At 74.8% G+C, this 26,893-nt stretch carries 20 protein-coding genes and 1 pseudogene; 8 read left to right on the top strand and 13 right to left on the bottom strand.

Annotation, left to right across the window (positions count from 1 at the left end; genetic code table 11):
* The 7 genes and pseudogenes from AB0A74_RS31055 to AB0A74_RS31025 all read right to left on the bottom strand — a co-directional run.
* Positions 1 to 707, bottom strand: a pseudogene (locus AB0A74_RS31055) (CoA transferase); the annotation flags it as partial.
* The gene (locus AB0A74_RS31050; protein ID WP_358255023.1) at positions 704 to 1,489 is read right to left on the bottom strand and encodes a class I SAM-dependent methyltransferase; all 786 of its coding nucleotides are present in this window, start codon (positions 1,487 to 1,489) and stop codon (positions 704 to 706) included. The pseudogene AB0A74_RS31055 and the gene AB0A74_RS31050, both read right to left, overlap by 4 nt.
* Positions 1,480 to 3,018 carry a class I adenylate-forming enzyme family protein gene (locus AB0A74_RS31045; RefSeq protein ID WP_358255021.1) on the bottom strand — a complete coding sequence of 513 codons (1,539 nt, stop codon included), beginning with the start codon at positions 3,016 to 3,018 and terminating at the stop codon, positions 1,480 to 1,482. Before AB0A74_RS31045 ends, AB0A74_RS31050 begins: the two co-directional genes overlap by 10 nt.
* On the bottom strand, positions 3,015 to 4,310 hold the full coding sequence (locus AB0A74_RS31040) for an NAD(P)/FAD-dependent oxidoreductase (protein ID WP_358255019.1): 1,296 nt from the start codon (positions 4,308 to 4,310) through the stop codon (positions 3,015 to 3,017). The genes AB0A74_RS31045 and AB0A74_RS31040 overlap by 4 nt, the downstream gene beginning before the upstream one ends.
* On the bottom strand, positions 4,307 to 5,224 hold the full coding sequence (locus AB0A74_RS31035) for a UbiA family prenyltransferase (protein WP_358255017.1): 918 nt from the start codon (positions 5,222 to 5,224) through the stop codon (positions 4,307 to 4,309). Before AB0A74_RS31035 ends, AB0A74_RS31040 begins: the two co-directional genes overlap by 4 nt.
* A complete protein-coding gene (locus AB0A74_RS31030) occupies positions 5,221 to 6,336 on the bottom strand; it encodes a DegT/DnrJ/EryC1/StrS family aminotransferase (protein WP_358255015.1) in 1,116 nt (371 codons plus the stop codon). The genes AB0A74_RS31035 and AB0A74_RS31030 overlap by 4 nt, the downstream gene beginning before the upstream one ends.
* Complete coding sequence (locus AB0A74_RS31025) at positions 6,333 to 7,475, bottom strand: DegT/DnrJ/EryC1/StrS family aminotransferase (RefSeq protein ID WP_358255028.1); 1,143 nt, start codon at positions 7,473 to 7,475, stop codon at positions 6,333 to 6,335. The genes AB0A74_RS31030 and AB0A74_RS31025 overlap by 4 nt, the downstream gene beginning before the upstream one ends.
* A 196-nt stretch (positions 7,476 to 7,671) precedes the next feature.
* Between AB0A74_RS31025 and AB0A74_RS31020 the strand changes: the two genes are divergently transcribed.
* From AB0A74_RS31020 to AB0A74_RS30995, 6 genes are read left to right on the top strand one after another with little or no spacing between them, the layout of a single operon-like run.
* Positions 7,672 to 8,703 (top strand): Gfo/Idh/MocA family oxidoreductase, encoded by a 1,032-nt coding sequence (locus tag AB0A74_RS31020; protein ID WP_358255013.1) that lies wholly within the window; start codon positions 7,672 to 7,674, stop codon positions 8,701 to 8,703.
* Positions 8,693 to 9,523: a sugar phosphate isomerase/epimerase family protein gene (locus AB0A74_RS31015; protein ID WP_358255011.1), complete on the top strand. Its 831-nt coding sequence runs from the start codon at positions 8,693 to 8,695 to the stop codon at positions 9,521 to 9,523. The genes AB0A74_RS31020 and AB0A74_RS31015 overlap by 11 nt, the downstream gene beginning before the upstream one ends.
* Complete coding sequence (locus AB0A74_RS31010) at positions 9,520 to 10,752, top strand: M20/M25/M40 family metallo-hydrolase (protein WP_358255009.1); 1,233 nt, start codon at positions 9,520 to 9,522, stop codon at positions 10,750 to 10,752. The genes AB0A74_RS31015 and AB0A74_RS31010 overlap by 4 nt, the downstream gene beginning before the upstream one ends.
* Positions 10,749 to 11,834 carry an Ldh family oxidoreductase gene (locus tag AB0A74_RS31005; protein WP_358255008.1) on the top strand — a complete coding sequence of 362 codons (1,086 nt, stop codon included), beginning with the start codon at positions 10,749 to 10,751 and terminating at the stop codon, positions 11,832 to 11,834. The genes AB0A74_RS31010 and AB0A74_RS31005 overlap by 4 nt, the downstream gene beginning before the upstream one ends.
* Entirely contained in the window at positions 11,831 to 12,712 is an 882-nt protein-coding gene (locus AB0A74_RS31000; protein ID WP_358255006.1) for a Gfo/Idh/MocA family oxidoreductase, read from the top strand. The genes AB0A74_RS31005 and AB0A74_RS31000 overlap by 4 nt, the downstream gene beginning before the upstream one ends.
* 55 nt (positions 12,713 to 12,767) lie before the next feature.
* A complete protein-coding gene (locus tag AB0A74_RS30995; RefSeq protein WP_358255026.1) occupies positions 12,768 to 13,175 on the top strand; it encodes a hypothetical protein in 408 nt (135 codons plus the stop codon).
* Here the strand turns inward: AB0A74_RS30995 and AB0A74_RS30990 are convergent.
* A complete protein-coding gene (locus AB0A74_RS30990) occupies positions 13,140 to 16,397 on the bottom strand; it encodes a BTAD domain-containing putative transcriptional regulator (protein ID WP_358255004.1) in 3,258 nt (1,085 codons plus the stop codon). The genes AB0A74_RS30995 and AB0A74_RS30990 overlap by 36 nt on opposite strands.
* A 56-nt stretch (positions 16,398 to 16,453) precedes the next feature.
* Between AB0A74_RS30990 and AB0A74_RS30985 the strand changes: the two genes are divergently transcribed.
* The gene (locus AB0A74_RS30985) at positions 16,454 to 17,317 is read left to right on the top strand and encodes an alpha/beta hydrolase (protein WP_358255003.1); all 864 of its coding nucleotides are present in this window, start codon (positions 16,454 to 16,456) and stop codon (positions 17,315 to 17,317) included.
* A 57-nt stretch (positions 17,318 to 17,374) separates the two neighbouring features.
* Here the strand turns inward: AB0A74_RS30985 and AB0A74_RS30980 are convergent, their stop codons facing one another.
* From AB0A74_RS30980 to AB0A74_RS30960, 5 genes are all read right to left on the bottom strand, one after another.
* The gene (locus AB0A74_RS30980; RefSeq protein ID WP_358255001.1) at positions 17,375 to 17,908 is read right to left on the bottom strand and encodes an EF-hand domain-containing protein; all 534 of its coding nucleotides are present in this window, start codon (positions 17,906 to 17,908) and stop codon (positions 17,375 to 17,377) included.
* A 78-nt stretch (positions 17,909 to 17,986) separates the two neighbouring features.
* Positions 17,987 to 19,234 carry a nucleotide sugar dehydrogenase gene (locus tag AB0A74_RS30975; protein WP_358254999.1) on the bottom strand — a complete coding sequence of 416 codons (1,248 nt, stop codon included), beginning with the start codon at positions 19,232 to 19,234 and terminating at the stop codon, positions 17,987 to 17,989.
* 48 nt (positions 19,235 to 19,282) lie between these two features.
* Positions 19,283 to 19,606 carry a hypothetical protein gene (locus AB0A74_RS30970; protein WP_358254997.1) on the bottom strand — a complete coding sequence of 108 codons (324 nt, stop codon included), beginning with the start codon at positions 19,604 to 19,606 and terminating at the stop codon, positions 19,283 to 19,285.
* 455 nt (positions 19,607 to 20,061) lie between these two features.
* A complete protein-coding gene (locus AB0A74_RS30965; protein ID WP_358254996.1) occupies positions 20,062 to 22,878 on the bottom strand; it encodes an AMP-binding protein in 2,817 nt (938 codons plus the stop codon).
* The gene (locus AB0A74_RS30960) at positions 22,875 to 23,546 is read right to left on the bottom strand and encodes a hypothetical protein (RefSeq protein WP_358254994.1); all 672 of its coding nucleotides are present in this window, start codon (positions 23,544 to 23,546) and stop codon (positions 22,875 to 22,877) included. Before AB0A74_RS30960 ends, AB0A74_RS30965 begins: the two co-directional genes overlap by 4 nt.
* A gap of 235 nt (positions 23,547 to 23,781) precedes the next feature.
* Between AB0A74_RS30960 and AB0A74_RS30955 the strand changes: the two genes are divergently transcribed.
* Positions 23,782 to 26,886 (top strand): amino acid adenylation domain-containing protein, encoded by a 3,105-nt coding sequence (locus AB0A74_RS30955; RefSeq protein WP_358254992.1) that lies wholly within the window; start codon positions 23,782 to 23,784, stop codon positions 26,884 to 26,886.
* Positions 26,887 to 26,893: the final 7 nt, after the last annotated feature.

Below are 26,893 nucleotides of genomic sequence, written 5' to 3'. Positions count from 1 at the left end.
GGCGGCGGGAGGGCGGCGGCGGGCAGCGCGGTCGGCGGCGGGAGGGGCGCGGCGGTGGGCAGCGCGGTCGGCGGCGGGAGGGGTGTGGTCGGGCCGAGCGGTGTGAGGTGGAAGGGCGGGAGGTCGTCGATCACGCGGCCCGAGACCCGGACCAGGGTCATGCCGGTGGCGCGGGCGGTGTTCTCCAGCACGTCGATCGGGGTGCGGGCGGTCGCGGCGGTGAGGTCCGGCGGCAGCGGGCAGGTGGCGGTGGCGAAGCGCTCCTGGAAGGGCCGCCACCCCTGCGCGACCGCCGGCGGGTAGGCGTCCAGGGCCGCCCAGAAGCGCCGCCACACCTCCGCGTCCAGGGCTTCCAGCTCGAACGCGACCCCGTCGGCGGAGACGAACGGCGGCCCGCCGGGCTCGAACCGCTCGGCCCCGGCGGCGGCGAGGTACTGCGCCACCGCGAGCAGCGCCGCCTGCGCCACCGACGTGGTCGCCGCGCGCAGCGCCAGGCCGCGCGCGCGGGCCAGGGCCACCGCCGTCGCCCCGGTGTCGGCCAGTTCGGCGGCGGTGATGGCGGCGTAGTCCAGGCCCAGCCGGGTGGGGCGGCCGAAGCGGCGGCCGTGGACGTGCATCAGCCCGCACGCCGCCTGCACGTCCAGTTCGCCGGCCAGCGGCAGGTCCACCGGCCCGGCCCAGGGGGTGGACTCCAGGGCGGTGGTCATGCCGGACGCCGTCCCTGCACGGAGTAGAACACGCTCGAACACGCCCGGAACCCGGGGTGGGACAGCACTTCCCGCACGCGCCGCAGGTCGTCGTCGGTCAGGCCGGCGGCGACGAGCCGGTCGCGCAACTGGTGGGTGAGCCCGACGAGCAGCCGCACGCCGGGCGAGTCCGGCCGCCACGGGTGGACCACCGGGACGGGATCGACCTCGACCAGCCCGGCGGCCACCATCGCCGCCGCGGCCCGCCGGCCCCACGCGCCGTCCGAGCCGGCCTCGGCGAACACGCGTTCCTTGGCGGCCAGGAACTTCCCGTACAGCCGGGCGGACTCGTCGTCGGGGGCGAGCAGGACGGGCCCGTAGGTCTTGTCGTACTCGTCCAGTTGCAGCCACCCGCCGGGCCGCAGGGCCCGGACCAGCTTGCGCAGCACCGCTTCCCGCTCGGGCAGGTGCTGGAGCACGAGCCGGGCGTGGACGAGGTCGAACTCGCCCTCGGGCAGCGGGTCGCGGACCACGTCGTGGCGGGTGACGGTCAGGCCGGGCGCGGGCGCGACGTGGTCGGGTTTGACGTCGGTGGCCAGCACGGACCCCGACCGCAGGGCGAGCCAGTGCGCGACGCTGCCGCCGCCCGCCCCGACCTCCAGGCACCGCCACCCCTTGCGCACGCCGGTCTGGGCGAGGCGGGCGAAGGTGGCCGGGTCGTGGGCGGCGGCCAGGCACCGGTGCTGCTCGGCCGCGTGCAGGCTGTGGTTGTCGAACACGTACCCGGTCGTGGTCACGTCCACCGTCCCGTCCCGTGGGTCTCGGCCGGCCCGAGCAGCCGGGTGAGCAGTTCCAGCCGCCGCACTTTGCCGGTGCCGGTGCGCGGCACGTCGTCCCACGCCAGGACGCGCGGGGCGGACAGCGGCGGCAGGTCGGCCACCGCGGACCACCAGCGGGCGGGGTCGAGCAGGCCGTCGGCGGTGACCAGGACGGGCAGCGGCGGCCGTCCGGTCGAGCCCAGGACGACGCATTCGAGCACCTCGGGCAGCCGGTCCTCCACGACGTCCTCGACCTCCAGGCAGCTCATGCCCGGCACGGTGTCCACCTCGCGGTCCAGCAGCAGGACCCGGCCCGAGCGGGTGCGCACGGCCAGGTCGCCGGTGTTCCACCAGCGGCCGGCGAGCTTGAGCTGCCACCGGTCCTGCTCGCCGACGTACCCGGCGCAGCGGGCGGCGGTGCGGGCCAGCACGAGCCCGGGGGTGCCGCGCGGCACGGGCTTGAGCGTCAGCGGGTCCACCACGCGCAGCCGGGTCTTCAGGGGCACCGGGCGGCCGAGGTCGCGGGCGGTGGGTTCGCGGCGGGCGGCGGCGCGGGTGAGGAAGCGGAAGGTCAGCGGCCCGGTCTCGGTCTGGCCCCAGCCCTGCATCCACAGCGGGCGCTTGTGGCGGGAGGCGTTGAGCATGGTGCGCATGACCGGCGGGTGCATGGCGTCGTAGGTGCTGATGAACAGCCGGACGCGGCGGAACGGGTTGTCGCGGGTGCGGGCCAGGGGCTGCCAGCGCACGTAGGCCGAGGGCAGCGCCTCGACCACGGTGGGCTGGTGGGCCCGGAGCAGGTCGCGGGCCGCCGAGGGGTCGCTGAGCAGCACGATCTCGCGCGGGCGCAGGCAGAACACGCTGCCGGTCCAGCAGAAGGTGCGGCCGTGGGCGTAGGCGGAGGCGTTGGCGACCACGTCGTCGCGGCGCAGCCCGACGACCGGGAACCGCAGCGACTCGAACCGCGCGAGCTTCTTGACCAGCGTGGTGGTGGTGTGGACGACGAGCTTGGGGACGCCGGTCGTGCCGGAGGTGTGGTTGACGATCAGCGGGTCGTCGTCGCGGCGGCGCCACGGCGGCGGGGCGGGCGCGCCGCGCACGTGGTCGAGGGTGAACGGCCCCTCCCCCAGCGACAGCACGCGCCGCGCGGCGTGCGGCGGCACGGCGCGGTCGGTCACCAGGACCGCCGGGTCCAGGCGTTTGAGCAGGATCTCCAGGGTGTCGTCGGGCAGGTGGCCGGAGAGCAGGGCGGGCAGCGCGCCGATGCGGATGGCCGCGCACGCCAGCAGGTCGTAGTCGTAGTGGTTGCGCTTGACCACCGCGACCCGGTCGCCGGGCCGCGCGCCGGCGGCGAACAGCCACCCGGCGGCTTCCCGGACCAGGGCGGCGAGTTGGCCGACGGTGAACGCGGTGCCCAGGTGCGGGGCGATGTCGAAGGGCCGGTCCAGGACGACGGAGGTGTGCGGGCGGCGGGCGGCGACCCGGTCGAACAGGGTGCCCATGTCGTGCGGCCTCATACGGGTTGCCTCCCGGGGACGGCGGCCAGCACCCGGGCGGCGACCCGCCTGCCGGACCGCACGGCGGCCTCGCTGCACGGCACCAGCCCGACCCAGTCGCCGGCGTAGTCGACGACCCCGCCGAGGCGGTCGGCGAACCCGGCGCGCAACGCCAGCGCGGCGGGCGTGGCCTCGGGCAGGCCGTGGCGGAACCGGCTGACCACGGCGTCGCACACCGCGCCGACCTCGGGCAGGAACCGCTCGGCGGCGGTGGTGAGCGCGGTGACGACCTCGTGGTCCGGCGCGTCGAGCAGGCTCGGGGTGGCGGCGGGGGCGGCCATGAGGCTGACCAGGCCGCGGCCGGCGGGCGCGCGGCCGGGGTGCTTGACGTGGTCGAGGATGATCGTGGACAGGGCGGCGCTGTCCACCGACGGCACGAGCAGGACGTAGCTGCGCGACCGGGGCCGGGTGTCGAGCATGAGGTGGGCCTTGAGCACCGGTGTGTAGGTGCAGGCGTCGAGGTAGAGCCGTTCGTGGTCGGGCGGGTTGGCGTGCAGGCGGCGCGCGACGGGCGCGGGCACGGCCAGCACGACCGCGCGGGCCCGGATCTCGTCCGCGCCGCACACGACCCGCGCGCCGCCCGGTTCGGCGACGACGCCGTCCACGCGGACGCCGCACTCGACGTCGAGGTCGGCGGCCAGCGCGCGGGCGAAGGTGTCCATGCCGTCGCGGTAGGTGCGCCAGGAGTGGGTGGTGCCGCAGGAGGTGAGGATCGCGAGCAGGGGCGCGACGGCGGAGCGCTCGGGGTCCCAGCCGAAGAACCCCGACACCACCGGCTGGCACAGGTAGCGCAGCAGGTCGGGGTGGCGGGCGGCGGCGTAGGCGGCGACGGTGTCGTGCGGGCCGCGCTCGGGGTGGTCCAGGTCGTGCGGGTCGCTGAGCACGCGGACCAGCGCGCGGCGCGCGGCGACGGGCAGTCCCGCGCCGGTGAGCAGGCCGCGCGGGTGGGCCAGGCCGGGGCGGGCGCGGCCGTCGCGCCACACGGCGAGGTGGCGGCGGATGCGGGGTGCGTCGCCGCGGCCCAGGCCGAGGCGGGCCAGCAGTTCCCAGGTGGCCGGGTAGCCGCGGGTGGGCAGCTGCTCGGCGCCGGTGTCGATGAGGAACCCGTCGCGGCGCAGGGTCGTCATGCGCCCGCCGACGTGGTCGGCGGCCTCCAGGACCCGCACGTCGCGGCCGGCGCGGCGCAGCTCGTGGGCGGCGGTGAGCCCGGCGATGCCGGCGCCCACCACGACGACGTCGGCGTCCGGCCTCACAGCAGGTTCACCACGATCAGCGCGACCACGGTGACGCGGTGGGTGCGGATGCCCAGGCGGCGGGCGCGCAGGATGCCGCCGTCGGCGAACCCGACGCGCAGTTGGTTGACGCGCATGAGGATCGTGGGCAGCAGCGCGAACCCGAACCACCAGGGCGCGCCGAGGAACGGCGCGGCGAGGACCAGCGCGGTCTCCAGGGCGGACAGGGCGATGACGAACCACATGTTGCCGCGCGGGGTGGTCAGGGCGGCGACGGTGGGCCGGCCGACGCGGCGGTCGCCCTCGACGTCGTTGGTGTTGGAGTAGACGCCGAACAGCAGCGGCCCCATGCCGAACAGCAGGGCCTGGACGACCACGTTGCCGTCGAGGGCGCCCGTGGCCAGGCCGTAGGGGGCGAGGACGACCGCGAAGCCGAGGCCGGCCAGGAAGAACTCCTGGAACCCGTGGTAGCTGAGCTTGACGCCCCACGAGTACTGCACGGAGAAGAAGTAGGTGACCGCGATGACCACGACCGTCCACTGTGGCCGGTGGGGCGCGATGGCGACGGCGGCGAGCCAGAGCGCCGCGCCGACGACGCAGGTGATCCAGGCGAACCGCACCACCTGGCGTTCGGTGAGGGTGCCGGCGACCAGCGGTTTGCGTTCGAGGCGGCGGCGCGGGTCGTCGGGGGCGTAGTTGGTGATGTCGCTGCCGTCGCGGAACCCGGTGAGGTCGTCGAGGGCGACCATGGCCGCCATGACGACGACCTCGCCGATCAGGAACACCGCCATCGTGGCCAGCACGAGGCCGTCGAGGCGCAGGTCGGCGGGCAGCAGCGCCCACACGACCAGGACGCCGAGGTAGTAGTCCAGGATGTCGAGCTTGGCCAGCCGGACGTACGCGCGGACGCGGCCGGGCGGGGCGAGCGTGGTCATCGGGCTCCTCGGGACAGTGCGAAGCGGCACACCTCGTCGGCGATCCGCTCGACCTGGGCGTCGGTCAGGTGCGGGTACACGGGGATGGCCAGTTGCCGGCGGCAGGCGTGCCGCGCGCCCGGCCAGTCCCGGTCGGGCGCGAACGCCGCGAACGCGGGTTGCGCCGGCAGCGGGTCGCGGTAGTAGACGTGCGAGCCGACGCCGGCGGCGGCCAGGTGGTCGCGCAGGTCGTCGCGGTGCTCGGCGAGCAGCGAGTAGACGTAGAAGCACCGCCCGTCGCGCCCGGGCGGCGGGGGCAGGACGCCGGGCAGGCCGGTGAACCGCTCGGTGTAGTAGTCGCCGATGCGGGCGCGGCGCTCCAGGCGCCCCGGCAGGCCGGCCAGCCTGCGCAGCTGGAAGGCGGCCATCAGCTCGTCGAACCGGCTGTTGTGGCCGACGCGGTGGTGCAGGAACCGGGTGCGGCCGTCCTGGCCGTGGTTGCGCAGCATCCGCACCGCCCGGCCCAGCGCGGGGTCGCCGGTGACGACCATGCCGCCCTCGCCGGGCATGCCGAACGTCTTGACCTGCACGAACGAGAACACGCCCGCGTCGCCCCAGGTGCCCGCGGGCCGCCCGGCCAGCACCCCGCCCTGCGCGACGGCGCTGTCCTCCAGCAGCCGCACGCCGGCGTCGGTGGCGACGCGGCGCAGGGCGGGCATGTCGGCCATCACGGAGAACACGTGGGCGGGCATGATCACCTTGGTGCGGCCGGTGACCAGCTTCTCCACCTCGACCGGGTCCACGACCATCGTCCACGGGTCCACGTCGGCGAACACCGGGGTCGCGCCGCGCAGCACGGGCGTGGCGGCCAGCGGCGCGCAGCCGTAGGCGGGGACGACGACCTCGTCGCCGGGGCCGACGTCCAGCGCGTGCAGCAGGAGGGTCAGCGCGGAGGTGCCGCTGCCGCAGGCGATCGCGTCGGCGACGCCGAGGGATTCGCGCATCGCGGATTCGAACTCGGCGGTGCGCGCGCCCAGGATGAACCGCTGTTCCGGCGCGGTCCCCACCTCGTGCACGAGGTCGAGCAACTCCTCGACGTCGAACAGGTCGGGCGGGAAGAACGGGATGCTCACGCGGTCCTCCCGCTCAGGAAATCGGCGATTTCCGCACAAACGCGGTCCACGGCGGAGAACGGCAAATCCGGGTAGAGCGGCAATGCGAGGGTGTGCCGGCACGCGGCTTCGGCGTGCGGGAAATCGCCCGGCCGGTGGCCGAGTTCGGCGAAACAGGGTTGGAGGTGCAAAGGCGTCGGGTAGTACACCTCGGTCTCCACCCCGCGCGAGGCCAGGTGCGCGGCCAGCTCGTCGCGCCGGTCGACCTCGACCACGTAGACGTAGAACACGCCCCGCACGCCGGGCCGGGCGGCGGGCAGCTTGCGCACGCCCGGCACGCCGGTCAGCCGCTCGGCGTAGCGGTCGGCCAGCGCGGCGCGGCGGCGGACGTCGGCCTCCAGCCGGCCGAGCTTGGCCAGCAGCACGGCGGCCTGCAGGTCGTCCATCTTGGAGTTCTGGCCCGCCGCGCCGGTGGTGGTGTTGATCGCGGGGAAGTCGCCGAGGGTGGGCCCGAAGCGGCCGTGGTGGCGCAGCGCGGCGACGGTGTCGGCGACGGCGGGGTCGTCGGTGAGCACCGCGCCGGCGTCGCCGATCGCGCCCAACGTCTTGGTGGGGAAGAAGGACAGCACTCCCCCGGCGCCCAGCAGCCCGGCGTGGACGCCGCCGTGGCGCATGCCGATCGCCTCGGCGCTGTCCTCCACGACGGTGAGGCCCAGCGACGTCAGCGCGGTCATGTCGGCGGTGTGATGGAACAGGTGCACGGGCATGACGAACCGGGTGCGCGGCCCGGCGACGGCGGCCACCGAGGCGGCGCTGAGGCCGTAGCCGTCGGGCTCGACGTCGGCGAACACCGGCCGCCCGCCGGCCAGCACGACCGAGGAGGCGGTGGCGATGAAGGAGAACGCGGGCACGACCACTTCGTCACCGGGGCGCAGGCCGCACGCGCGCAGCAGCAGGACCAGCGCGTCGGTGCCGCTGCCCACGCCCACGACGTGCCGCGCGCCGGTGTAGTCGGCCAGCGCGCGCTCCAGTTCGGCCACCTTGGCGCCGTGGGAATACTTGCCGTTCCGGGCGACCTCGACAATGTGCCGACGGGTTGTGGGCCACAGCCGGGAAAACGTGTCGGATTGGGTGAAGAAAGGGACGGTCAGCCCACTCACCTCCGCTGTCGCGAGCACGGTTCGGAGCGTATGGCAGGCGTGTGCGGGGACGTCCGCACACTGCCGAGTTCACTCTTCCTGGTCAACTCGGCTAACCCGAGTTGACAGCACGGCCGAGTTCGTACAACGTCGTTATGGATCAATTCGGACGCGGTTATTCGTGTGTCTTGTGGGGCTCTCGAACACCAGGGGTGCAATGGTGCGGACACTCGTCGTGGGACTCGGCCGGGCGGGGGCCGAGCTGCACCTGCCGGTGCTGGCGCGGGCGCGGGCGGGCGCCCGGCCGCTGTTCGGGGACGAGCCGGTGGTGGCGTGCGACCCGCGGCGCGTGCTGGGCGACCGGCCGGGCCTGGTGACCGCGGGCAGCGTCGGCGAGGCGGCGCGGCTGCTGGACCCGGCCGACGCGGTGGCCCACGTGTGCACGCCGCCCAGCGTGCGCACCGAGGTGATCGGGCAGTTGGCGGAGCTGGGGTTCCGCAACCTGATCGTGGAGAAGCCGCTGGCCGCCGACACCGACGACCTGGCGCGCATCACGCGGCTGCGCCGCCGCCACGGGCTGCGGATCGCGGTGGTGGAGCCGTGGCTGACCAGTTCGCTGACCGTGCGGCTGCTGGAGCTGGTGCGCGGCGGCGGGCTGGGCGAGCTGCGGTCGGTGTCGATCGTGCAGAACAAGCCGCGGTTCCGGCGGTCGCTGACCCGGCCGAGCCACCAGACGGCGTTCGACGTGGAGCTGCCGCACGGGGTGGGGCTGGCGCTGCGGCTGGCGGGCAACGCGCGGGTCACCCACGCGGCCGGGTTCGACCTGGTCGTCGGGGACGTGGTGGTGGCCCGGATGGGCGGGGCGCGGGTCGGGTTGCGGCACAACAGCGGCGCGCGCACGGAGGTCAGCTCGGACCTGACCTCGCCGGTGCGGGAGCGGCGGATCACCGTGGAGTTCGAGCGCGGCACGGCCGTGGGCCACTTCGCGGTCAGCGCCGACGACGACCACTCGCAGCTGACGGTGACGGTGAACGGGCACCGCAGGCACGAGGTGCTGCGCGACGACTCGCTGACCGAGTGGGTGGTCCGGGCCTACCAGCTCTTCCACGGCTCCGGCGACCAGCACGCGCGGGGCTTCGCGTTCGCCACCGACGTGGTGCAGCTGCTGTCGGTGGCCAAGAACATCTGCGCCGAGCCGGTCGTCCCGGCGGCCCGCGCCGAGCACCAGGTCCCCGCCCATGCGCGCTGAGGACGTGCCCGCCGCCCGGCCCGCCGAGGACGTCCTGGCCGGCATCACCGACGAGGCCGCGGCAGACCTCCCCGGTCAGCTCGCCGCGCTCGCCGCGTTGGGCTGGTCGGCGATCGAGCTGCGCACGATCGACCACCGGCCGGTCGCCGAGCTGTCGGACCGGGAGTTCGGCGAGGTCGCGAAGGCGTTGTCGGACAGCGGGGTGCGGGCGGTGTGCCTGGCGTCGCGGATCGGCGGGTTCACCCGGCCGATCACCGCGCCGTTCGAGGACGACCTGGCCGAGCTGGACACCCTGCTGGCCCGGTGCGACGCGCTGGGCACGCCGTTCATCCGGATCATGTCCTACCCCAACGACGGGCTGGGCGAGCGGCGGTGGCGCGACCTGGTGATCGCGCGCGTCGCGACGCTGGCGGAGCTGGCCGGGTCCGCGGGCGTCGTGCTGGTGCACGAGAACTGCGCGGGGTGGGCGGGCGGCGGTGCCGACCGGGCGCTGGAGCTGCTGGCCGAGGCGCCGGGGCTGCGGCTGCTGTTCGACACCGGCAACGGCGTGCCGCACGGCTACGACGCGTACGCGCTGCTGGAGCGCATCGCGCCGCACGTGGCCCACGTGCACGTCAAAGACGCGGTCGGCGACCGGTTCGTGCCGCCGGGGCAGGGCGCCGCGCGGGTCGCCGACTGCGTCGCACTCCTGCGCGCCCGCGGCTACCGGGGAGCGTGGTCGCTGGAGCCGCACGTGTCGCTGCGGCCCGGGGTGTCCGGCGCGCCCGACGCGGCGGCGTTCGTGGCGGCGGGCCGGGCGATGGAGGGCTTGCTGCGGTGATCGCGCCGGACCGGGACCTGCTGCTCGGGCTGCTGCGCATCCCCACGGCGGGTCCGCTGGAGACCACGGCCGAGGTGCGGCTGTGGGACGCGATGCACACCTTCCGGGCGGCGGCCGAGGAGATCGGGTTCACCACCGTCCACTTCGGACCGGCGTCGCCCGCGGCGGTGGACCGGCCGGACGTGCCGGCGGTGGTGCGCGAGGCCGTCGCCGAGGACCCGCGGTTCCTGGAACGCCAACCCAGCCTGGTGCTGCGCTACGGCGAGGCGGAGCCGTCCGTCATGTTCAACGTGCACCTGGACACCGTGGCCCCGTTCGAGCCGGTGTCGTTCGACGGGTCGCGGTTCCGGGGGCGGGGCGCGATCGACGCCAAGGGGCCGGCGGTCGCGCTGCTGGCGGGGCTGCGGGCGGCGGTGGCCGACTCGGCGGTGGGGCGCGACGTCGGCGTGCTGGTGCAGGCGGTGTCCGGCGAGGAGGGCGGCGCGATGGGCTCCTTCGGCACCCGCCCGCTGGTGGAGGCGGGGTTCCACGGGCGGCTCAACGTGTTCTGCGAGCCGACCGGCCTGCGCTACCTGCCGCGCTGCACCGCGGCGATGACCGCGAGCGTGCGGGTGTCGGGCGAGGACGCGGTGGACGACCAGCCGCACGCCGGGCACAACGCGAGCGTGCTGCTGGGGTTCCTGGCCCAGCACCTGGCGGCGTCGCTGGTGCGGGTGCCCGATGGGCAGCTGTGCCTGGCGGGCCTGCACACCGGCCGCATGCACAACCGCGTCTACGGCAGCGGCGAGCTGCTGCTCAACCTGTCCTACGGCAGCACCGAGTCGGCGCGGGTGATGACCAAGGCGTTGGAGCGGTCGCTGGTGGAGGGGTTGGCGGAGTTCGGCCGCCGGTTCCGCACGGTGCCGCCGTTCCACCGCACCGCCGTGGACGCGGCGGCCATCACGCGGCTGGTGTGGCGCAAGCACGGCCTGCCCGCGCTGCCCGCCCGGGACGTGCCGCTGCTGGACGCGGTCGTGCCGCGCTGGCCCGCGCACGAGCCCGCGTTCACCTGCGACGCCATCTGGCTGGCCGACGTGCCGGACACCCGGACCGTGGTGCTCGGTCCGGGGTCGCTGCACGCCAACAACGCGCACGCGCGCGGCGAGTTCGCCGACGTGGAGGAGCTGGACCGGTTCTCCGCGGTGGTGCGGGAGGTCGTCGTGCGGTTCGCCCGGAACGGAGGAACATGACCGTCGTCGTGCCCTACCCGACCCTGCTGGAGACCGTCACCGGGGTGTTCGCCGACCGCAGGGTGCCGCCGGACCGGGCGCGGGTCGCCGCGCGGGCGCTGTGCCACGGCGACCTGACCGGCGTGAGCTCCCACGGCCTGGTCAACCTGACCCGCCTGTACCTGCCGCTGCTGTCCTCCGGCCGGGCGGACCCGGCCGCGGACATGCTGGTCACGGCGGACCTGGGCGCGTGCGTGCACGCCGACGCCCGACGCGCGCTGGGCCTGTGGTCGGCGGCGCAGGCGGTGGACCTGGCGGCGGCGCGCGCGGCGCGGCACGGGGTCGGGCTGGTGTCGCTGCGCGGCGCCACGCACATCGGGTGCGCGGGCTTCCACGCGGCGCGGGCGGTGGAGCACGGGATGGTCGGGCTGGTGGCGTCCAACTGCGGCGGGCAGCGCATCGCTCCCCCGCCGGGCGGGCGGGAGCCGTTGTTGGGCACGAACCCGTTGGCGTTGGCGTGCCCGGCGGGCGAGCGTCACCCGTTCGTGCTGGACATGAGCACGACCGTGGTGCCGACCGGTCGGGTGCGGGCGGCCGCGCGGGAGGGACGGGAGGTGCCGCCGGGGTGGCTGGCCGACGAGTCGGGCGCGCCGGTGACCGATCCGGCGGCGTTCGACCGGGGTGAGGCTCGGCTGCTGTGGCTGGGCGGGTCGCCGGGGACCGGCGCGTACAAGGGGTTCGGGCTGGGGCTGCTGGTGGAGGTGCTGTCGGCGCTGGTCCCGGGAGCCGCCCTCGGCCCGGTGGGCGGCGGCCCGGCGGGCGGCGGCTCGGCGGCTTCCACTGGTGGGGCGGATGACGACATCGGGGTGTTGGCCCTGGTGATCGCGCCGGACCGGCTGCGTTCCGGGTTCGGGGTGGACGCCGACCGGCTGTTCTCCGCCGTGCTGGGCTGCGACCCGGTCGATCCCCGGTCGCCGGTGGTCTACCCCGGTTGGTGGGAGGGCGAGCGGGCGCGGTGGCGTCGGGCGCACGGGGTGCCGTTGCCGGAGGAGCTGTACGACGAGCTGCGCGCGGTCGCGCCGGCCCTGCGAGCGGCCGGGTGATCCGGGTCGGCGTCGTCGGGTTGGGGGTGATCTCCCGGTTCTACCTGGCGGCGATCGAGCGGTCGGCGGAGTTCGAGCTGGTGGCGGTGTGCGACGTGGACCGGGACGTGCTGGCCGGGCACGGCGTGCGCGACTACCTGCACCACCGGGCGATGCTCGCCGACGGCGGCCTGGACGCCGTCGTGGTGACCGCGCCCAACGACACCCACGCCGCCATCGGCCGGGACGTGCTGGCCGCCGGCCTGCCGCTGTGCGTGGAGAAACCGCTGGCGACCCGGCTGGCCGACGGCGAGGACCTGGCGAGGCGGGGCGGTGTCCTGTTCACCGCCTTCCACCGCCGCTACAACCGCAACGTGCTGGCGTTGCGCGACGCCCTGGCGGGGGTGGCGGTGTCGTCGGTGGTGGTGCGGTACCTGGAGCGCATCGAGGACCACGTCGGCCGGGACCGCTGGTACCTGGACATGGCGCGCAGCGGCGGCGGGTGCGTCGCCGACAACGGCCCGAACGCGCTGGACCTGGCGCGGCTGTTCCTCGGGCCGTTGCGCCTGGTGGCGGCGAAGGTCGTGCGCGACGCGGACGGCGTGGACCGGCAGGCGCTGCTGCAGCTGGCCGGGAGCGGGCGGTGCTCGGCGACGGTCGAGCTGGACTGGTCGTACCCGGGCGAGGTCAAGGACGTCGAGGTGCGGTTGGCGGACGGGTCGGTGCGGCGGGCGGACATGCTCGCCGGCCACCCGGAGTTCAAGGGTTCGCTGTGGCACGAGTACGAGGGCGTGCTGGCCGACTTCGCGCGGGCGATCGCCCTGGGGCCGGCGTACCGGGACCCGGGCCTGGAGGTGCTGGCGCTGGTCGACGAGGTGTACCGGAGGGAAGGCGCGTGATGCTGGAGGACGGCGTGGTGGCGGAGGACGGCGTGGTGGCGGAGGACGCGGCGTGATGCTGGAGGACGGGCCGAAGCGGGCTGTCGGCAGCCGGGTGGTGAAGGTGCTCGTGCACCGCCGGGAGGATCGGGGCATGAGCCTGGAGCCGTTCGCGAGCCGGTGCGTGCGGCAGGGCGAGGTGCACGAACTGGTGACCACCGACCAGACCGACACCACACCCGGCGCGCGGATCGACCGGGTGGGGTTCCTGGGTTTCGTGGAGATCGGCAACGCCGGCGTGATCGACCGGGGCGACGAGGTGCGGGTGGACGGGCGGCTGGTGGGGACGGTCCTGGGCTTCGACGCCTGCCACCACCCGAACCACTACAACATACTGATCAGCACCCCCGAGCCGCGCACGGGGCCGGAGGTGGGGATGAACCCGGAACTACCGGTGGTCTTCCACCCGACCGCCGTGCCGTGAGGGTTCAGTCGGCGGGTTCGGCGGCGGTTTGGTGGCTCGTTCGGCGGCGGCGGTCCAGTGCGGGGCTTTGGCCTTTCGGGCGAGGTCTTGGGCGCGGCGGTAGTGGGTGGCGGCTTTGGTCGGGTTGCCGAGGGCCGTGGCCAGGTCGCCCAGGTAGTGCGCCACCGGGCCGAGGGTGAGCATCCCGCTGCCCGCGCCCGCGAGTTCGTGCTCCGCCGGCAGGAGTTCGGCGTACAGGCGCGTCATGGTGTCGCGGTCGCCCTCCCGGATCGCCTGCACCGCCCGCAGGCACGCCCGCGCCTCGTACAGCAGGTCGCGCGGCAAATCCGCCACCGCCGACTCCACCTCCTGTCCGTTTTGGACCTTCCAGCACAGCTCGGCCAGCGGCAGGACATCGACACCGGTCATACCGGTGCCGGCTAGGCGGCGGGCCAGCGCCGGGTACGGGTTCGGTCCACCCGCCACCGTGGCGCGCAGGGCCCGGTAGCCGTCGGTGAACACCCCCACCAGCGGCAGGCCGTGGTCCTCGGCCAGCCGGTCGGCTTCGGTGGCGTGGTGGTCGGCGGTCGCGAACTCGGCCAGGGCGCTGTTCGCCTGGACCAGGACGAGGTGGCCCAGCACGGCGAACGGCACCAGGTCGTGCCGGGTGGCGAGGTCGACCAGTTCGGCTCCGATCGCCGCCCGTTCCCGGGCCAGGCCGGCGCGTTCGAAGCACTGGATGAACCGGGCGTTGAGGGCGAACGCCAACGTGGCCGGGTCACCTGCCCGCCGCGCCAACCGCTCCGCCTCGCAAGCCGCTTCCCTCGCCCGCTCTCCCCCGGTGTTGCGCAGTTCCAGCGCGATGGTGGCGAGCAACCGGCTGCGCTCGGCGTCGCCCCAGGTGTCGCCGCGATCCACAGCGGCGCTGCGGTCCCGGGGGCCGGCGGCGTGCTGGGTGTCGCCGGCGTCACGGGCGCCGGCGTCACGGGTGCCAGCGTCCCCGGTACCGGCGTCCCCGGTGCCGGCGGCGAGTGTCGCTTCGGCTGCGGCGGCGAGGCGGTGGGCCAGGGCCGGGTCGTCGGGGGTCGTCCAGATGGTCGGGGTGTCGGAGGCGGTGATCACGCGTGCGGTGAGGTGGGGATTGTTCAACGATTCTACGATGTCCAGGGCGGCGGCGCGGTGGGCGCGGGACTCGACCAGGTTGCCGGTGACGGCCTCGGTGCGGGCCAGGCCCATCAGGACGTCCAGGCGGTCGTTGACGTCGGTGAGGCGGTCCAGAGCGGCGCGGAACAGGCGCGCGGCCTCGTGCGGGGTGAACCGGGCTTCGGCGGCGTGGGCCGCGGCGCGCGCGGCGTGACCGGCGCGGGGACTGGTGTCGCCGGCGGCCAGCAGGTGGTGCGCCAGGGTCGCGGGGTCGTCGGGGTGCAGGTGGGCGACGGCGTCGGCGATCCGGGAGTGCAGGCGGGCGCGGCGCGCCCGGGACAGGTCCTGGTAGAGGGTGTCGCGGACGATCACGTGCGCGAACCGGTAACGGCCCGGCCCGTGCTCGACCAGGAAACCGCGCTCGGCGGCGGTCTCCACGGCGTCGAGCGCGTCACCGAGCAGGTGGTCCAGGAGGTCGAGGTCGACGTCCGTGCCGATGACCGCCGCGTGCCGCAGGACCCCGCCCACCTGGTCGGGCAGCTGGGCGAGGCGGTGGCGGACGACGTCCCGGACGCCGGTGGGGACCGAGTCCGGGTCGGTGGCGAGCAGGCGGGCCAGCTCGCGGACGAAGAACGGGTTGCCGCCGCTGCGCCGGTGGACGTCGTCGGCCCCCTCCTCGCGGCCGGTGGTCCGGCGGACCAGCTCGGCGACCGCGTCCCGGGACAGTCCGCGCAGGTGCAGGCGACTCGGGTCGAGACGGGCGGCGCGGCCGAGGAAGGCGGTCAGGGTGGGACCGGGGTCGGTGTCGCGGTAGGTGGCGACGACCAGGAGCCGCGCCGGGTGGGCCAGGACGGTCGTGAGCAGGTCCAGGGTCTCCTCGCCGGCCCAGTGGAGGTCGTCGAGGACCAGCAGGAGGGGTGCGGCGCGGGCGAGGTGGTCGAGGACGGCGCGGTGCCAGTGGAACCGGTCGGGGAACGCGGTCGGCCGGGGGCCGTCGAGCGTGTCGAGGAGGCGGGTCCAGGGCCAGGCGGCCGGGGTGTCGCGGGTGTCGGGGTTGGCGGCCTGGGCGGTGGTCCAGCCCGACCGGGCGAGACGGTCGGCGAAGGACTCGACCAACGCGGTCTTCCCGACCCCCGCCTCCCCGGACACCAGCACGAGCCGCGGCCGATCGGCGACCGACTCGGCAGCGGCCGCCAGCACCGCCAACTCACCGGCCCGCCCGACCAACTCGACCCCGGCGACCCCGGCGACCCCGGCAGACCCGGCGACCCCGGCGACCCTGGCGGACCCGGCGGACCCGGGAGTGGTGGTGACGGCGGGAGTGGGTGGGGTGAGGGTGTGGTTCAGGATGTCCGACTCAAGGGTGCGCAAGGCCGGGCCCGGATCGACTCCCAGCTCGGCCGCCAACAGGTCGCGGGCCCGCCGCAGCACGTGCAGCGCGTCACCCTGCCGACCCGCGTGGTACTGGGCCAACGCCAGCAGCCGCCACGACTCCTCCCGCCACGGGTGCCCCTCGACCTGCACCTCCAGGTCCGGCACCGCCTCCGCCGACCGCCCCTCCCCCACCAGCGCCGCCGCCCGCCGCTCCACCGCCAGCAACCGCAACTCCGCCAACCGCCCCGCCTCGGCCCGCGCCCACCCGTGCTCGGCGAACTCCGCGTACGCCGGCCCCCGCCACAACGCCAACGCCTCGTCCCAGTCCGCCACCGACACCGCGGAACCGGCCGAACCCACCGACGAGGAACCCGAAGACGAACCCACCAGCGCCTCGAAACGCCAAGCGTCCACCTCGTCCGCCACCAGCGCATACCCCGGCGGCGCGGTCACCAGCACCCGCGCGGCCGCCCGAGGCGCACGATCCGGCTCCAACACCCGCCGCAACGCCGACACGAACGTCTGCACCGCGCCCACCGCCCCGGCCGGCGGCGACTCCCACAGGTCCGCCACCAACCGCTCCACCGGCACCACCCGCCCCCGGGCGACCAGCAACCGCGCCAACACGGCACGGTGCCGCGGACCGGGCAACGCCAACGGCCCCCGCGGGCCCGACGCGACCAGCGGGCCGAGCACCCCGAACCGCACCGACCCCACCCGCGCCACCCTAGTGCTCAGTGGACGCTGACCCGTTGCTGAGCGCCCCGCGCCACCGTGGACCCATGCACATCAACGGCTTCACCCACCACCGCGTCCCCGTCGGCGACGGCGTCGAACTCAACGTCGCCACCGGCGGCGCCGGCACCCCGGTCGTCCTCCTCCACGGCTTCCCGCAGACCCACCTCATGTGGCGCCACGTCGCCGCCGACCTCGCCGCCGACCACACCGTCATCGCCCCCGACCTGCGCGGCTACGGCGACAGCGACAAGCCCGCCGACACCGGCCGCACCTACGCCAAGCGCACCATGGCCCAGGACGTCGTCAAGGTCGCCGCCGCCCTCGGCCACGACCGCTTCGCCCTCGTCGGCCACGACCGCGGCGCGCTGGTCGCCGTCCGCACCGGCCTCGACCACCCCGACCGGGTGACCCACCTCGCCGCCCTGGACGTCCTGCCCACCCTCGACATGTGGGACGTCCTGCACGGCACCACCGCCGCCATCGGGTTCCACCTGTTCCTCATGGCCCAGCCACCCGGCCTGCCCGAACGGCTCATCGCCGCCGCCCCCGACGACTTCTTCGGCCACTTCCTCGACATCTGGACCCGGGACCCCGCCGCCATCCCGCCCGATGTCCGCGCCGAATACCTGCGCAAGTCCCGCGCAGCCGTGCCCTCGATCGTCGCCGACTACCGCGCCTCCGCCACCGTGGACGTCGAGGACGACACCGCCGACCGCGACACCCCGCTGCGCATGCCGGTCGCCGTCCGCCAACAGGACTGGGGCGCGCTCCTCGGCTTCGACGCCCGCGCGATCTGGGCCCGCCAGGCCACCGACCTCGACCACGACACCGTCCACTGCGGCCACTTCATGGCCGAAGAGGCCCCGGACCTGGTCGTCAAGACCGTCCGCGACCTCCTCGCCCGCTGAGAGCACGCCCGCGCGGGATCCCGTTCGCACCCGGGACCCCGCGCCGGCGGCCCGACCTCAGCCCAGCAGCTCGGCCTCCAGCGTGCCGAAGTGGTAGGCCTTGACCGCCTGCACCAGCTCCTCCACCGACAGGTGACCGCTGCGGTCGGTGTCGATCTGCTGGAAGGCCTCCCTGGCCTGCGACGGGTCCACCCCGACCGCCTTCAGCCACTTGCCGAACTCGGCCTCGCTGACCTCACCGTCGCCGTCGGTGTCGCACAGGTTCAGGATGGCCTGGATCATCGGCCGCACGACGCGCCCGAAGCCCGCGTCACCGCCCGCGAACACCTCGCGCTCGATCACCTGGAGGAACTGGTCCTGGTTCAGCGAACCGTTCGGCCCCACGCCGGCCCTGTCGGCCAGGTAGTCGAACGTGTACCGGAACGAGTCCACCACCGCGCGCCCGTTCGGCGACTGCGGGGACTCCCCGAACGCCGCGAGGATGCGCTGCGCCTCGGACTCCAGGTCCGACCGCTCGATCGTCCCGTTGCCGTCGACGTCCCACTTCTCGAACCGCTTCTCCAGCCGGGTGTTCCTGACAGCCGTGGTCATTCCCTGCACTCTCCTTCACTACACGAGTTGGCATGGCAGAGCCGCGTGGCGGGTACGTCACCCCGGGCGCGGCAGGCACTACAGGCGCTGGACCTCCCCTCCGGGAACGCGTCCCGTGACGTCGAGCAGGAGCCGTGCGTTCCTGGCCAGCCGGCTCAGGTCGTAGCCGCCGTGCGGGACGAGCAGGACGGTCGCGTCGCTGTCGCGCAGAGCGGAGTCCAGGTCGGTCACCGGTGGCCCGAGCCGCGGCACGGGACCCGCGACCGGGTCGTGGTAGGAGATCCGGGCGCCCAACGCGGTCAACTCGTCCGCCACGCGGATCGACGCCGACTCCCGCGTGTCGGGCACGTCGGCCTTGTACGCCACGCCGAGCAGCAGGACCCGTGACCCCGCAACGGTCCTGCCGTCGTCGGCGAGCAGCCGCGCCACCCGCCGCGCCACGTAACCGGGCATCGCGGCGTCCACCCGCCGCGCCGCCTCCACCACACCCAACCGCGCCCCCTCGCGGCGGGCCTTGTCCAACAGGTACCGGGGATCGACGGGGATGCAGTGGCCGCCGACCCCCGGCCCCGGCGTGAACGGGGCGAACCCGAACGGCTTCGTCGCCGCACAGCGCAGCACGTCCCACACGTCCACGCCCAGCCGGTCGCAGAACACCGCGATCTCGTTGACCAGAGCGATGTTCACGTACCGGTAGGTGTTCTCCAACAACTTGGCCATCTCGGCCTCACGCGTGCCCTTGGCCACCACCACGGTGTCCACGAACCTCCCGTAGAACGCCGCGCAGTGCTTGGCGCACAACGGGGTGTGCCCGCTGACCACCTTCGGCGTGGTCCGCACGCCGTGCCGCCGGTTGCCCGGGTCGATCCGCTCCGGCGAGTACCCCAGCGGGAAGTCCTCGCCCGCCACCAGCCCGTGCCGCTCCAACACCGGCCGCACGACCTCGTCGGTCGTGCCCGGGAAACTGGTCGACTCCAGCACCACCAGCGTTCCGGGCCGCAGGTGGTCGGACACGGTCGCCGCGGCGGCCCGGACGGCCGACAGGTCGGGACCGCCGTCCGGGCCCAGCCCCGTGGGCACGCAGATCACCACGGTGTCGGCGCGCGAGACGACCGACGGATCGGTGGTCACGGTGAACCCGTTGGCGCGCATCGCCTTCAGCCGCGCGTGCGACACGTCCAGCACGTGCGACCGCCCGGCCAGGAGGGTGTCCACCACGGCCGGCGAGGTGTCGTAGCCGGCGACCGACAGGCCGGCGGCGCTAGCGGCTGCGGCCAGCGGCAGCCCGACGTAGCCGACACCCACGACGACCAGATCCACGGACACGCGCACCCTTTCCACGACGAAGCGATGTGTTGTCACCACCGATCGGGCTCACGGCACCTTGAAGCTGGCCGCGGCCGGCGGCACGTGTCCTCCGTAGTTCTCCTGCAGGACCCAGATCGGCGGGGTCGGGAACGGATCGCCGCAGTTGGGCACGCCGAAGACCTCGACCTGCTTGTTGGTGCGGTTGGTCATCACGTGCGCGCCGACGGGGATCTCGTAGCACCCGCGCGGGTTCTCGAAGGTCACCAACTCCTCGACCTCCGCGATGTAGACGACGACTTCTCCGACCGCGGCGTGCGCGGCGGGGCTGAACGGGACGGTCAGCGCTGTGGCGGTGAGTGCGCCGAGCAGCGCGGTGGCGAATCGTTTCATCAGCAGAACCTCCATCTCCCGGACCGTGTCCTAACGGGACGTTCATCGCTGTCCGCAAGCTAACAGTCACACTCAGCGAGATGGGGTGACGGAACGCAACACCACCCGCGCAGGTTGCGGGCGGGTGTGCATATTCATCCGGACGGCAACAGCAGGTGCCCGCCTCGGTGGGCCTCCGTGGTTGCACGTGCAGGAATTCATTAGGTCGAGCGATGCTCACGTGCGACGTTTCCGCGTTGATGCGGAGAAATCGAACGCACCGCGTGACCATGACGGGGAACCCGCAATTGGGCGGCTCAACACGGTCGGGCGGTGTCTCCCGGCGGTGTTCGGGCGGCGGCGTCCCTGGCGGCCTCTCGCCCGGCTGTCGCGGAGGTCGATATTTGGTCAACACTGAAGTTATAGTGACCAGGAATTCCCGGTGGTGCCGCACGGGGGTGCGGCACCACCGGGCATCAGCCGGCGACCGCCCCCAGCACGGCCGCCGACACGGCGGACACCACGTCCATGCCCACCCGCTCCGGGTCGCGGCTCACCCGCACCCGCGCCCGACCGCCCGCCGGCGCGACCAGCTCGACCTGCAGCTCCGCCAACGGCGGCGACGGCTCGTCGTGCCACCGCACCGCGCACCCGGGCAGGTCCAGCACCGGCTCGGGCGAGTCCTGCACCGCCGCGATCACCTGGTAGCGCGGGTGCCGACCGGTCCGCACCGGCCCGTGCAGCCGGGCGACCTCGGCGAACGGCAGGTCGGCGTGCGCGAGCGCGCCGGCGACCGACTCCGCCGCCGACCGCCCCGGCCCCACGCGCACGCACACCGTGTCGATCAGGCACCCCACCGGCAGTTCCAACTCCTCCGTCGACCGCTGCGTCACCGGCACGCCGATCCCGAACTCCGCCTGCCCGGTGTGCCCGGCGACCGCCCGCGCCACGGCGTCCACCAGCACGGCGAGTCGGCTGGTCCCCCGCTCGCGCGCCAGCCGGTCCACCGCGGCGACGTCCACATCGTGCTCTACCGCGTACACCGAACCGCCGTCGCCGTCGCGCAACCCGAGATTCGGCAATCCGGCCAGCTCAGCGGTCCAGAAGGCGCGCTGTGCCGCCAGGTCCGCCGCCGCGCGCAGCGCCGCCACCGCGGCGGACGTCCGCGCCGGCGTCGGGACGTCCACACCGAACTCCGGCACGACACCCCGCAGCCGCGCCGCGTAAGCCGTCGACAGGTCCTCCGCGAGCCGGTGCCGGGACCAGCCGTCGAACGCGATGTGGTGCGCCGTCACGCCGAACAGCCACGCCTCGCCCGTCCACACCAGCACCGCCCGCCACACGACACCCGCCGCCAGGTCCAGCGGCGCGGCCAGGCGGGCGTCCAGCACCGCGCGGTCGCCGGTCGTGCGTTCCAGTCGCACCACCCGCTCCCCCGGCACGGCCAGCGGCTCGTCGTCGTCGGTGTACCGGGCGTGCAGGTAACCGTGGCGGAGGTGGACGTCCCGCACCGCCGCCGCCAGCGCCGCCACGTCCAGTGCACCGGTCACCGTCCACACCAGCGGGCAGTGGTTGTGCGGGTCGGCGCCGCCGGAAACCTGGTGCCGCACCAGGAAGGAGTGCTGCATCGGCGTCAGGCGGGGACCGTGGTCGCGGGTCTGCTCGACCGCGGACGCCAGCCACGCGGCGAGGCCGGCCGCCGTGGGTGTGGACCGCAGCCTGGACACCGGCACGGACCGGCCGAACCGCGCGCCCAGCCTCGTGCACAGCCGCACCGCCGCCAGCGACGTCCCGCCCAGCTCGAAGAACGACCGGTCCCGCGCGTCCGAGCCGACGAGCGCGGCGAACTCCGCCGCCACGGCGTCCTCCACCGAGCCCCCGGTCGGCGCGGACGCCGACGGTGTCCGGGGCAGCATGGCCACCAGGGCGCGCGTGTCCGCCTTCCCGTTTGGCGACAACGGGAACGCCTCCACCCTCAGCACGTGGTCCGGCACCGAGTAGCCGGGCAGGTCGGCGCGCAGCCGCGCCACCACGTCGGCCTCCGCCGCCTCGCCCGCGTAGAACAGGGCCAGCGCCCGGCAGGCGCCGGTCTCCTCCCGCACCGGCACGGCCACGCACCGCCGCACCCCGGCCACCCCGCCGGCCACGTGCTCGACGCCGGCCGGCTCGACCCGGTGCCCGCGCACCTTCACCTGCCGGTCCCGGCGGCCGTGGAAGTGGAAGACGCCCGAGGCGTCCACGCTCCCCAGGTCCCCCGTCCGGTAGACCCGGACCGGCGCGCCGCCCAGCTCCAGCCACGCGAACCTCTCCGCCGTCGACGCGGGGTCGCCCAGGTACTCCAGCGCCAAGCCGTCGCCGGCGACGACCAGCTCCCCCACCTCCCCGGGCGCGCACTCGCGACCGCCGGCCACGACGTGCACCGACGTCCGGGTCACCGGCCGGCCCAGCGGGACCTCCCCCGCCACCGCGGCCACGTCGTGGGTCAGCACGAACACCGCGCTCTCCACCGGCCCGTACCCGTTGACCAGCCGCACCTCCGGCCGCGCCGCCCGGAACCGCCGCGCGTGCCACGCCGACAGCTTCTCCCCGCCGGTGATCACGGTCCGCAGCCCGGCGAAGGCGTCCACGTCCTCCTCGACCACGAGCTGGAACAGGGAGGTGGTCAGGAACAGGGTGTTGACGCCGTGCCGGGCGACCAGGTCCCGCAGCCCCGCCGGCAGCAGCGGCCGGTCCTCGACCAGGACGCACGTGCCGCCGGTCAGCAGGACGCCCCACAGCTCCAACGCGAAGGCGTCCCACGGCACCGCCGACACCTGCGGCATCACGGTGGTGTGGTCGAACGTCGCGAAGGTGCAGTCCTGGAACAGCCTGATCGTGGCTTCGTGCGGCGACACGACGGCCTTGGGCTCGCCCGTGCTGCCCGAGGTGAAGAACACCATCGCCGCGCTCTCGTCCACCAGCGGCGGCGGGTTGTCCCCGCGCCCGGGCACCCACAGCTGGCCGGGCAGCAGCTCCTCGATGCGCCGCAACCGCTCCCGCGGCCACGCCGGGTCCAGGGCCGCGTAGGCCGCGCCGCACTTGAGCACCGCCAGCAGGGTCGCCACCAGGCGGGGCGAGACCGGCAGCACGACCGGCACGACGTTGCCCTTGCCGACGCCCGCCCCGCTCAGCTCCAGCGCGATCTCGTCGGACATGCGGTCCAGTTCGGCGTAGGTGACGCGGCCGGTGGCGTGCACCAGGGCGGTGGAGTCGGGCCGTTCGGCGGCGCGGGCCCGGAAGACCTCGTGGATCACGCCGTCCTCGCCCACTGCCCGGTGCCGGCCAGGCCGTGCGTGCGGACGTGCTCGATCAGCGCCATCCGCTTCCAGCCGGTGCGGCGGATCGCGGGTTCCGGGATCTCCAGCTTGCGCACCAGGTAGTCGATGTGGGCGTCCACCGCCCGCGCGCTCATCCGCAGCCGGGCCGCGATGTCGGCCGACGTGGGCGCCACCGGTCCGCGCCGCTCGCACAGCGCGGCCAGCACGGCGGAGTAGCGGGCGTCCGGGTCCAGCTGCGGGGCCTCCGGCCGGATCGCCGGGCACCGCCGCACCACCGGCGGCGGCACCTCGGTGACGGCGGCGAACACGGTCACCGTCACGCGGCCGGGCCGACGGGCGGGCGTCACGATCGCCATGTCGAACCCGAACGGCACCCGCTCGCCGGGCCGCACGGCGCTCGCCTCGCCGGGGTCGTCCACGTCGGCGACGAACAGCGTCTCGGTGTCGGACAGGTTGGTGATCCACCAGACGCCGCCCTCGGCCTCGACCGCGCCCCGGAAGTCCGGCTCGCCGTCGATCGGCAGGTCCCACGCGCACTCGCCGCACGCACAGGTGCCGAACGTCCGCGTGCCGCCGCCGGGCACCTCGACCCGGCGCGGGCTCCGGCCCCGTTCGACCGGCCCCTGCACGGTTACTGCACTCACTGGTTCCCCCAGGGAAGTCACCCGATGAGCCGATGGACAACCACCGGCGGTTTCAGCCGGTCAACCATCGCGCCGCCGCGCGAATACCGGTATGGGCAGAACTACCCACGCACCACCTCGCGCGATAGCCGATCCGCGCGCGCCGGGCAAGGCCGGTGCCCCGGGTCCGCCCGGATTACCCGATCGGCCGCAGCGCCGCAGTCTTGGCCGCAGTCATCGCGGAAGGACCGATCGAGTGAGCGCGCAAACCCGGACCACGACGCCGCTGTCGGCCGCCCAGCGCGGCCTGTGGCTGCTGGACGCACTGCACCCCGGCAGCCCCCTCTACAACGTCTTCTGCTCGGTCCGCCTGACCGGGCCCCTGGACCTGACCGCCCTGCGGCGGGCGGTCACCCGGGTCGTCGCCCGGCACGAGGCGCTGCGCACGACGTTCCCGGCGGACGGCGGCGAGCCGTTCGCGTCGGTCGCCCCGGGTGCGGAGGTGCCGCTGCCGGTGGTGTCGCTGCCCGACCACGACGACGCCTGCCGGTACGTGGACGAGTGGGCCGAGCGGCCGTTCGACCTGGCCCGGGGGCCGCTGTTCCGGGCGACCGTGGTGCGGATCGGGCCCGAGGACCACCTGCTGGGCGTGGCGACGCACCACATCGTGTCCGACGGGCAGTCGCTGCACGTGCTGTTCGACGAGCTGGCGGACCTGTACGCGGGCGTCGAGCCGCCGCCGGTGCCGGCTGGTCCGTGGCCGCGGTCCGAGGACCCCGGGCTGCTGGAGTGGTGGCGGACCTACCTGGCCGGCGCGCCGGACGTGCTCACGCTGCCGTCCGACCGGCCCCGGCCGGCCGTGCGCGGCACCGCCGGCGCGACCCACGTGTTCCCCGTGCCGGACGTGACGGCCTTCGCCGCCACGCACCGCGCCAGCCCGTTCATGCTGCTCATGACGGCGTACGCGGCGCTGCTGGGCCGGTTGACCGGCGCGCCGGAGGTGTTGGTCGGCACGCCGGTCGCGGACCGGGCGCTGCCCGAGGCGGACCGGTTGATCGGGATGTTCGTGGACACCGTGCCGGTGCGGGTGGACCTGTCCGGGGACCCGACGTTCGGCGAGCTGCTGGGCCGGGTGCGGGCGTCGGTGCTGGACGCGGTGACCCACCAGGGCGTCCCGTTCGACCGCCTGGTGGACCTGGTCCGCCCGGACCGCTCCCCCAGCCACACGCCGCTGGTGCAGACGATCTTCAGCGCCGATCCCGCGCCCCTCGCGCGGCCCCGGTTCCGCGGCCTGACCGCGGTCCTGCGCACGCCGCTGCCGTCAACGGCGAAGTTCGACCTGGACCTGACCGTGCAGGGCACGCCGGAGGGGTTGACCGGCGTGCTGACCTACAGCACCGAGCTGTTCGACGCACCCACCGCGTCGCGGCTCGGCGAGCAGTTCACCCGACTGCTCACCGCGGGAGCCGCCGCACCCGACACCCCCGTGCGGCGGCTCCCCCTGCTCTCGGCGGACGAGCTGGGTCTTGTCCTGGGCGACTGGCACGAAACCGCGCCCGCCCGCGTCGGCGCGCCGGTGCACGAGCTGTTCCGGCGCTCGGCCGCGACCTTCCCGTCCCGTCCGGCGTTGGAGGGCGAGGGCGTGGTGCTGACCTACGCCGACCTGGACGCCCGCTCGGACGCCCTCGCCGCGTCGCTGGACGTGCGGCCGGACGAGGTGGTCGGCCTCCTGATGCCGCGCGGGATCGACCTGATCACCTCGATGCTGGCGGTGCTGAAGGCCGGCGCGGCCTACCTGCCGCTGAGCCCGACCCACCCGAAGGGGTACGTGGAGCGGGTGCTGGCGGCGGCCGGGGTGTCCACTGTGGTCTGCGCGCCGGACCTGGCCCACCGCCTGCCCGCCGAGGTCGCGGTGGTCTCCCCTGGGGTGGGCGGCGGCCTCCGGCCCCCGTCTCCATTGTCCCACGGGGGTACGACAATCGGGTCCGAGCGCCCCCGGGGGTCATTCTCCCACGACGGCACGACACATCCGGACGACCTGGCGTACGTGCTCTACACCTCCGGCTCCACCGGCGAGCCCAAGGGCGTTGCGGTCACGCACCGGGCGTTGGCGAACATGGCGTTGACCATGGCCGACTACTACGGCCACACCGCCGACGAGCGCGTCCTCCAGTTCGCCAACGCCGGGTTCGACATCACCGCCGAGGAGCTCTACCCGACGTGGACGGCCGGCGGGTGCGTCGTCCTCGCGCCCGACCCCGCGCCCGGTCCGGAGCACCTCACCGACCTGATGCGGGACAACGGGATCACCTTCACGATCCTCACCTCCAGCAACTGGCGGCAGTGGGCGCACCGCGCCTGGGTCGACGGCCGCGACCCCGCGCCCACGTTGCGCACGGTGTCCATCGGCGCGGAACCGGTCGATCCGGACACCCTCCGGCGCTGGCAGGACGAGGTCGGCGTGCCGCTGGTCAACTGCTACGGCCTGACCGAGACCACGGTCAACGCCACCGCCACCCCGCTGGACGACCGGACCGTCACCATCGGCCGACCGCTCGACGGCGTCACCGCCTACGTGCTCGACGCGAACCTCGAACCGGTGCCCGTGGGCGTCCCCGGCCAGCTCTACCTGGGCGGCGACTGCCTGGCGCGCGGCTACCTCGGCCGCCCCGACCTGACCGCCGACCGGTTCGTGCCGCACCCGTTCGCGCCCGGCGCGCGCCTGCACCGCAGCGGCGACCGGGCCCGGTGGCGGGCCGACGGGCGGCTGGACGTGCTGGGCCGCCTGGACAAGCAGCTCAAGGTGCGCGGCTACCGGATCGAACCCGGGCACGTCGAGGCCGCGCTGTCGGCGCACCCCGGCGTGTCCGACGCGGTCGTGGTCGCCCGCGACGAACGGCTGGTCGCCTACGTCGTGCCGCGCGTGCCCGACGACCTGCGCGAGCACCTGAACGCCCGGCTGCCGGTGCACCTGGTGCCCGGCGCGTTCGTCGCACTGGACGCGATCCCCTTGAACGCCAACGGCAAGGTCGACGAGAAGGCCCTGCCCGCGCCGACGTTCACCGCGCCGACCAGCCGGGCCGCGAGCACCGACCTGGAGCGCGACCTGGCCGAGGTGTGGCGGGACGCGCTGGAGCTGGACCGGGTCGGCGTGCACGACAACTTCTTCGAGCTGGGCGGCACCTCGCTCACGCTCGCCCGGGTCCACCGCCGCCTGCGCGACCTGCTGGGCCGCGCGCTGCCGATGGTGGCCCTCTACGAGTACCCGACGATCGCCTCGCTGGCGCGGCACCTGTCCGGCGGCGAGGACCCCACACCCCTGCGTACCCGGCCCCGCACGCGCCGGCCGCGCCGACGCTGAAGGAAGA

The organism is Saccharothrix sp. NPDC042600 (genome assembly GCF_040647305.1).
Classification (GTDB): domain Bacteria; phylum Actinomycetota; class Actinomycetes; order Mycobacteriales; family Pseudonocardiaceae; genus Actinosynnema; species Actinosynnema mutabilis.
This window is presented reverse-complemented; position numbering and strand designations above follow the sequence as displayed.

Bases quoted from the DNA above. Each gene is read 5' to 3' on its own strand.
- AB0A74_RS31045 (WP_358255021.1), bottom strand. From the start codon at position 3,018: ATGAGGCCGCACGACATGGGCACCCTGTTCGACCGGGTCGCCGCCCGC.
- AB0A74_RS31035 (WP_358255017.1), bottom strand. From the start codon at position 5,224: ATGACCACGCTCGCCCCGCCCGGCCGCGTCCGCGCGTACGTCCGGCTG.
- AB0A74_RS31020 (WP_358255013.1), top strand. From the start codon at position 7,672: ATGGTGCGGACACTCGTCGTGGGACTCGGCCGGGCGGGGGCCGAGCTG.
- AB0A74_RS31015 (WP_358255011.1), top strand. From the start codon at position 8,693: ATGCGCGCTGAGGACGTGCCCGCCGCCCGGCCCGCCGAGGACGTCCTG.
- AB0A74_RS31005 (WP_358255008.1), top strand. From the start codon at position 10,749: ATGACCGTCGTCGTGCCCTACCCGACCCTGCTGGAGACCGTCACCGGG.
- AB0A74_RS30995 (WP_358255026.1), top strand. From the start codon at position 12,768: ATGCTGGAGGACGGGCCGAAGCGGGCTGTCGGCAGCCGGGTGGTGAAG.
- AB0A74_RS30985 (WP_358255003.1), top strand. From the start codon at position 16,454: ATGCACATCAACGGCTTCACCCACCACCGCGTCCCCGTCGGCGACGGC.
- AB0A74_RS30980 (WP_358255001.1), bottom strand. From the start codon at position 17,908: ATGACCACGGCTGTCAGGAACACCCGGCTGGAGAAGCGGTTCGAGAAG.
- AB0A74_RS30970 (WP_358254997.1), bottom strand. From the start codon at position 19,606: ATGAAACGATTCGCCACCGCGCTGCTCGGCGCACTCACCGCCACAGCG.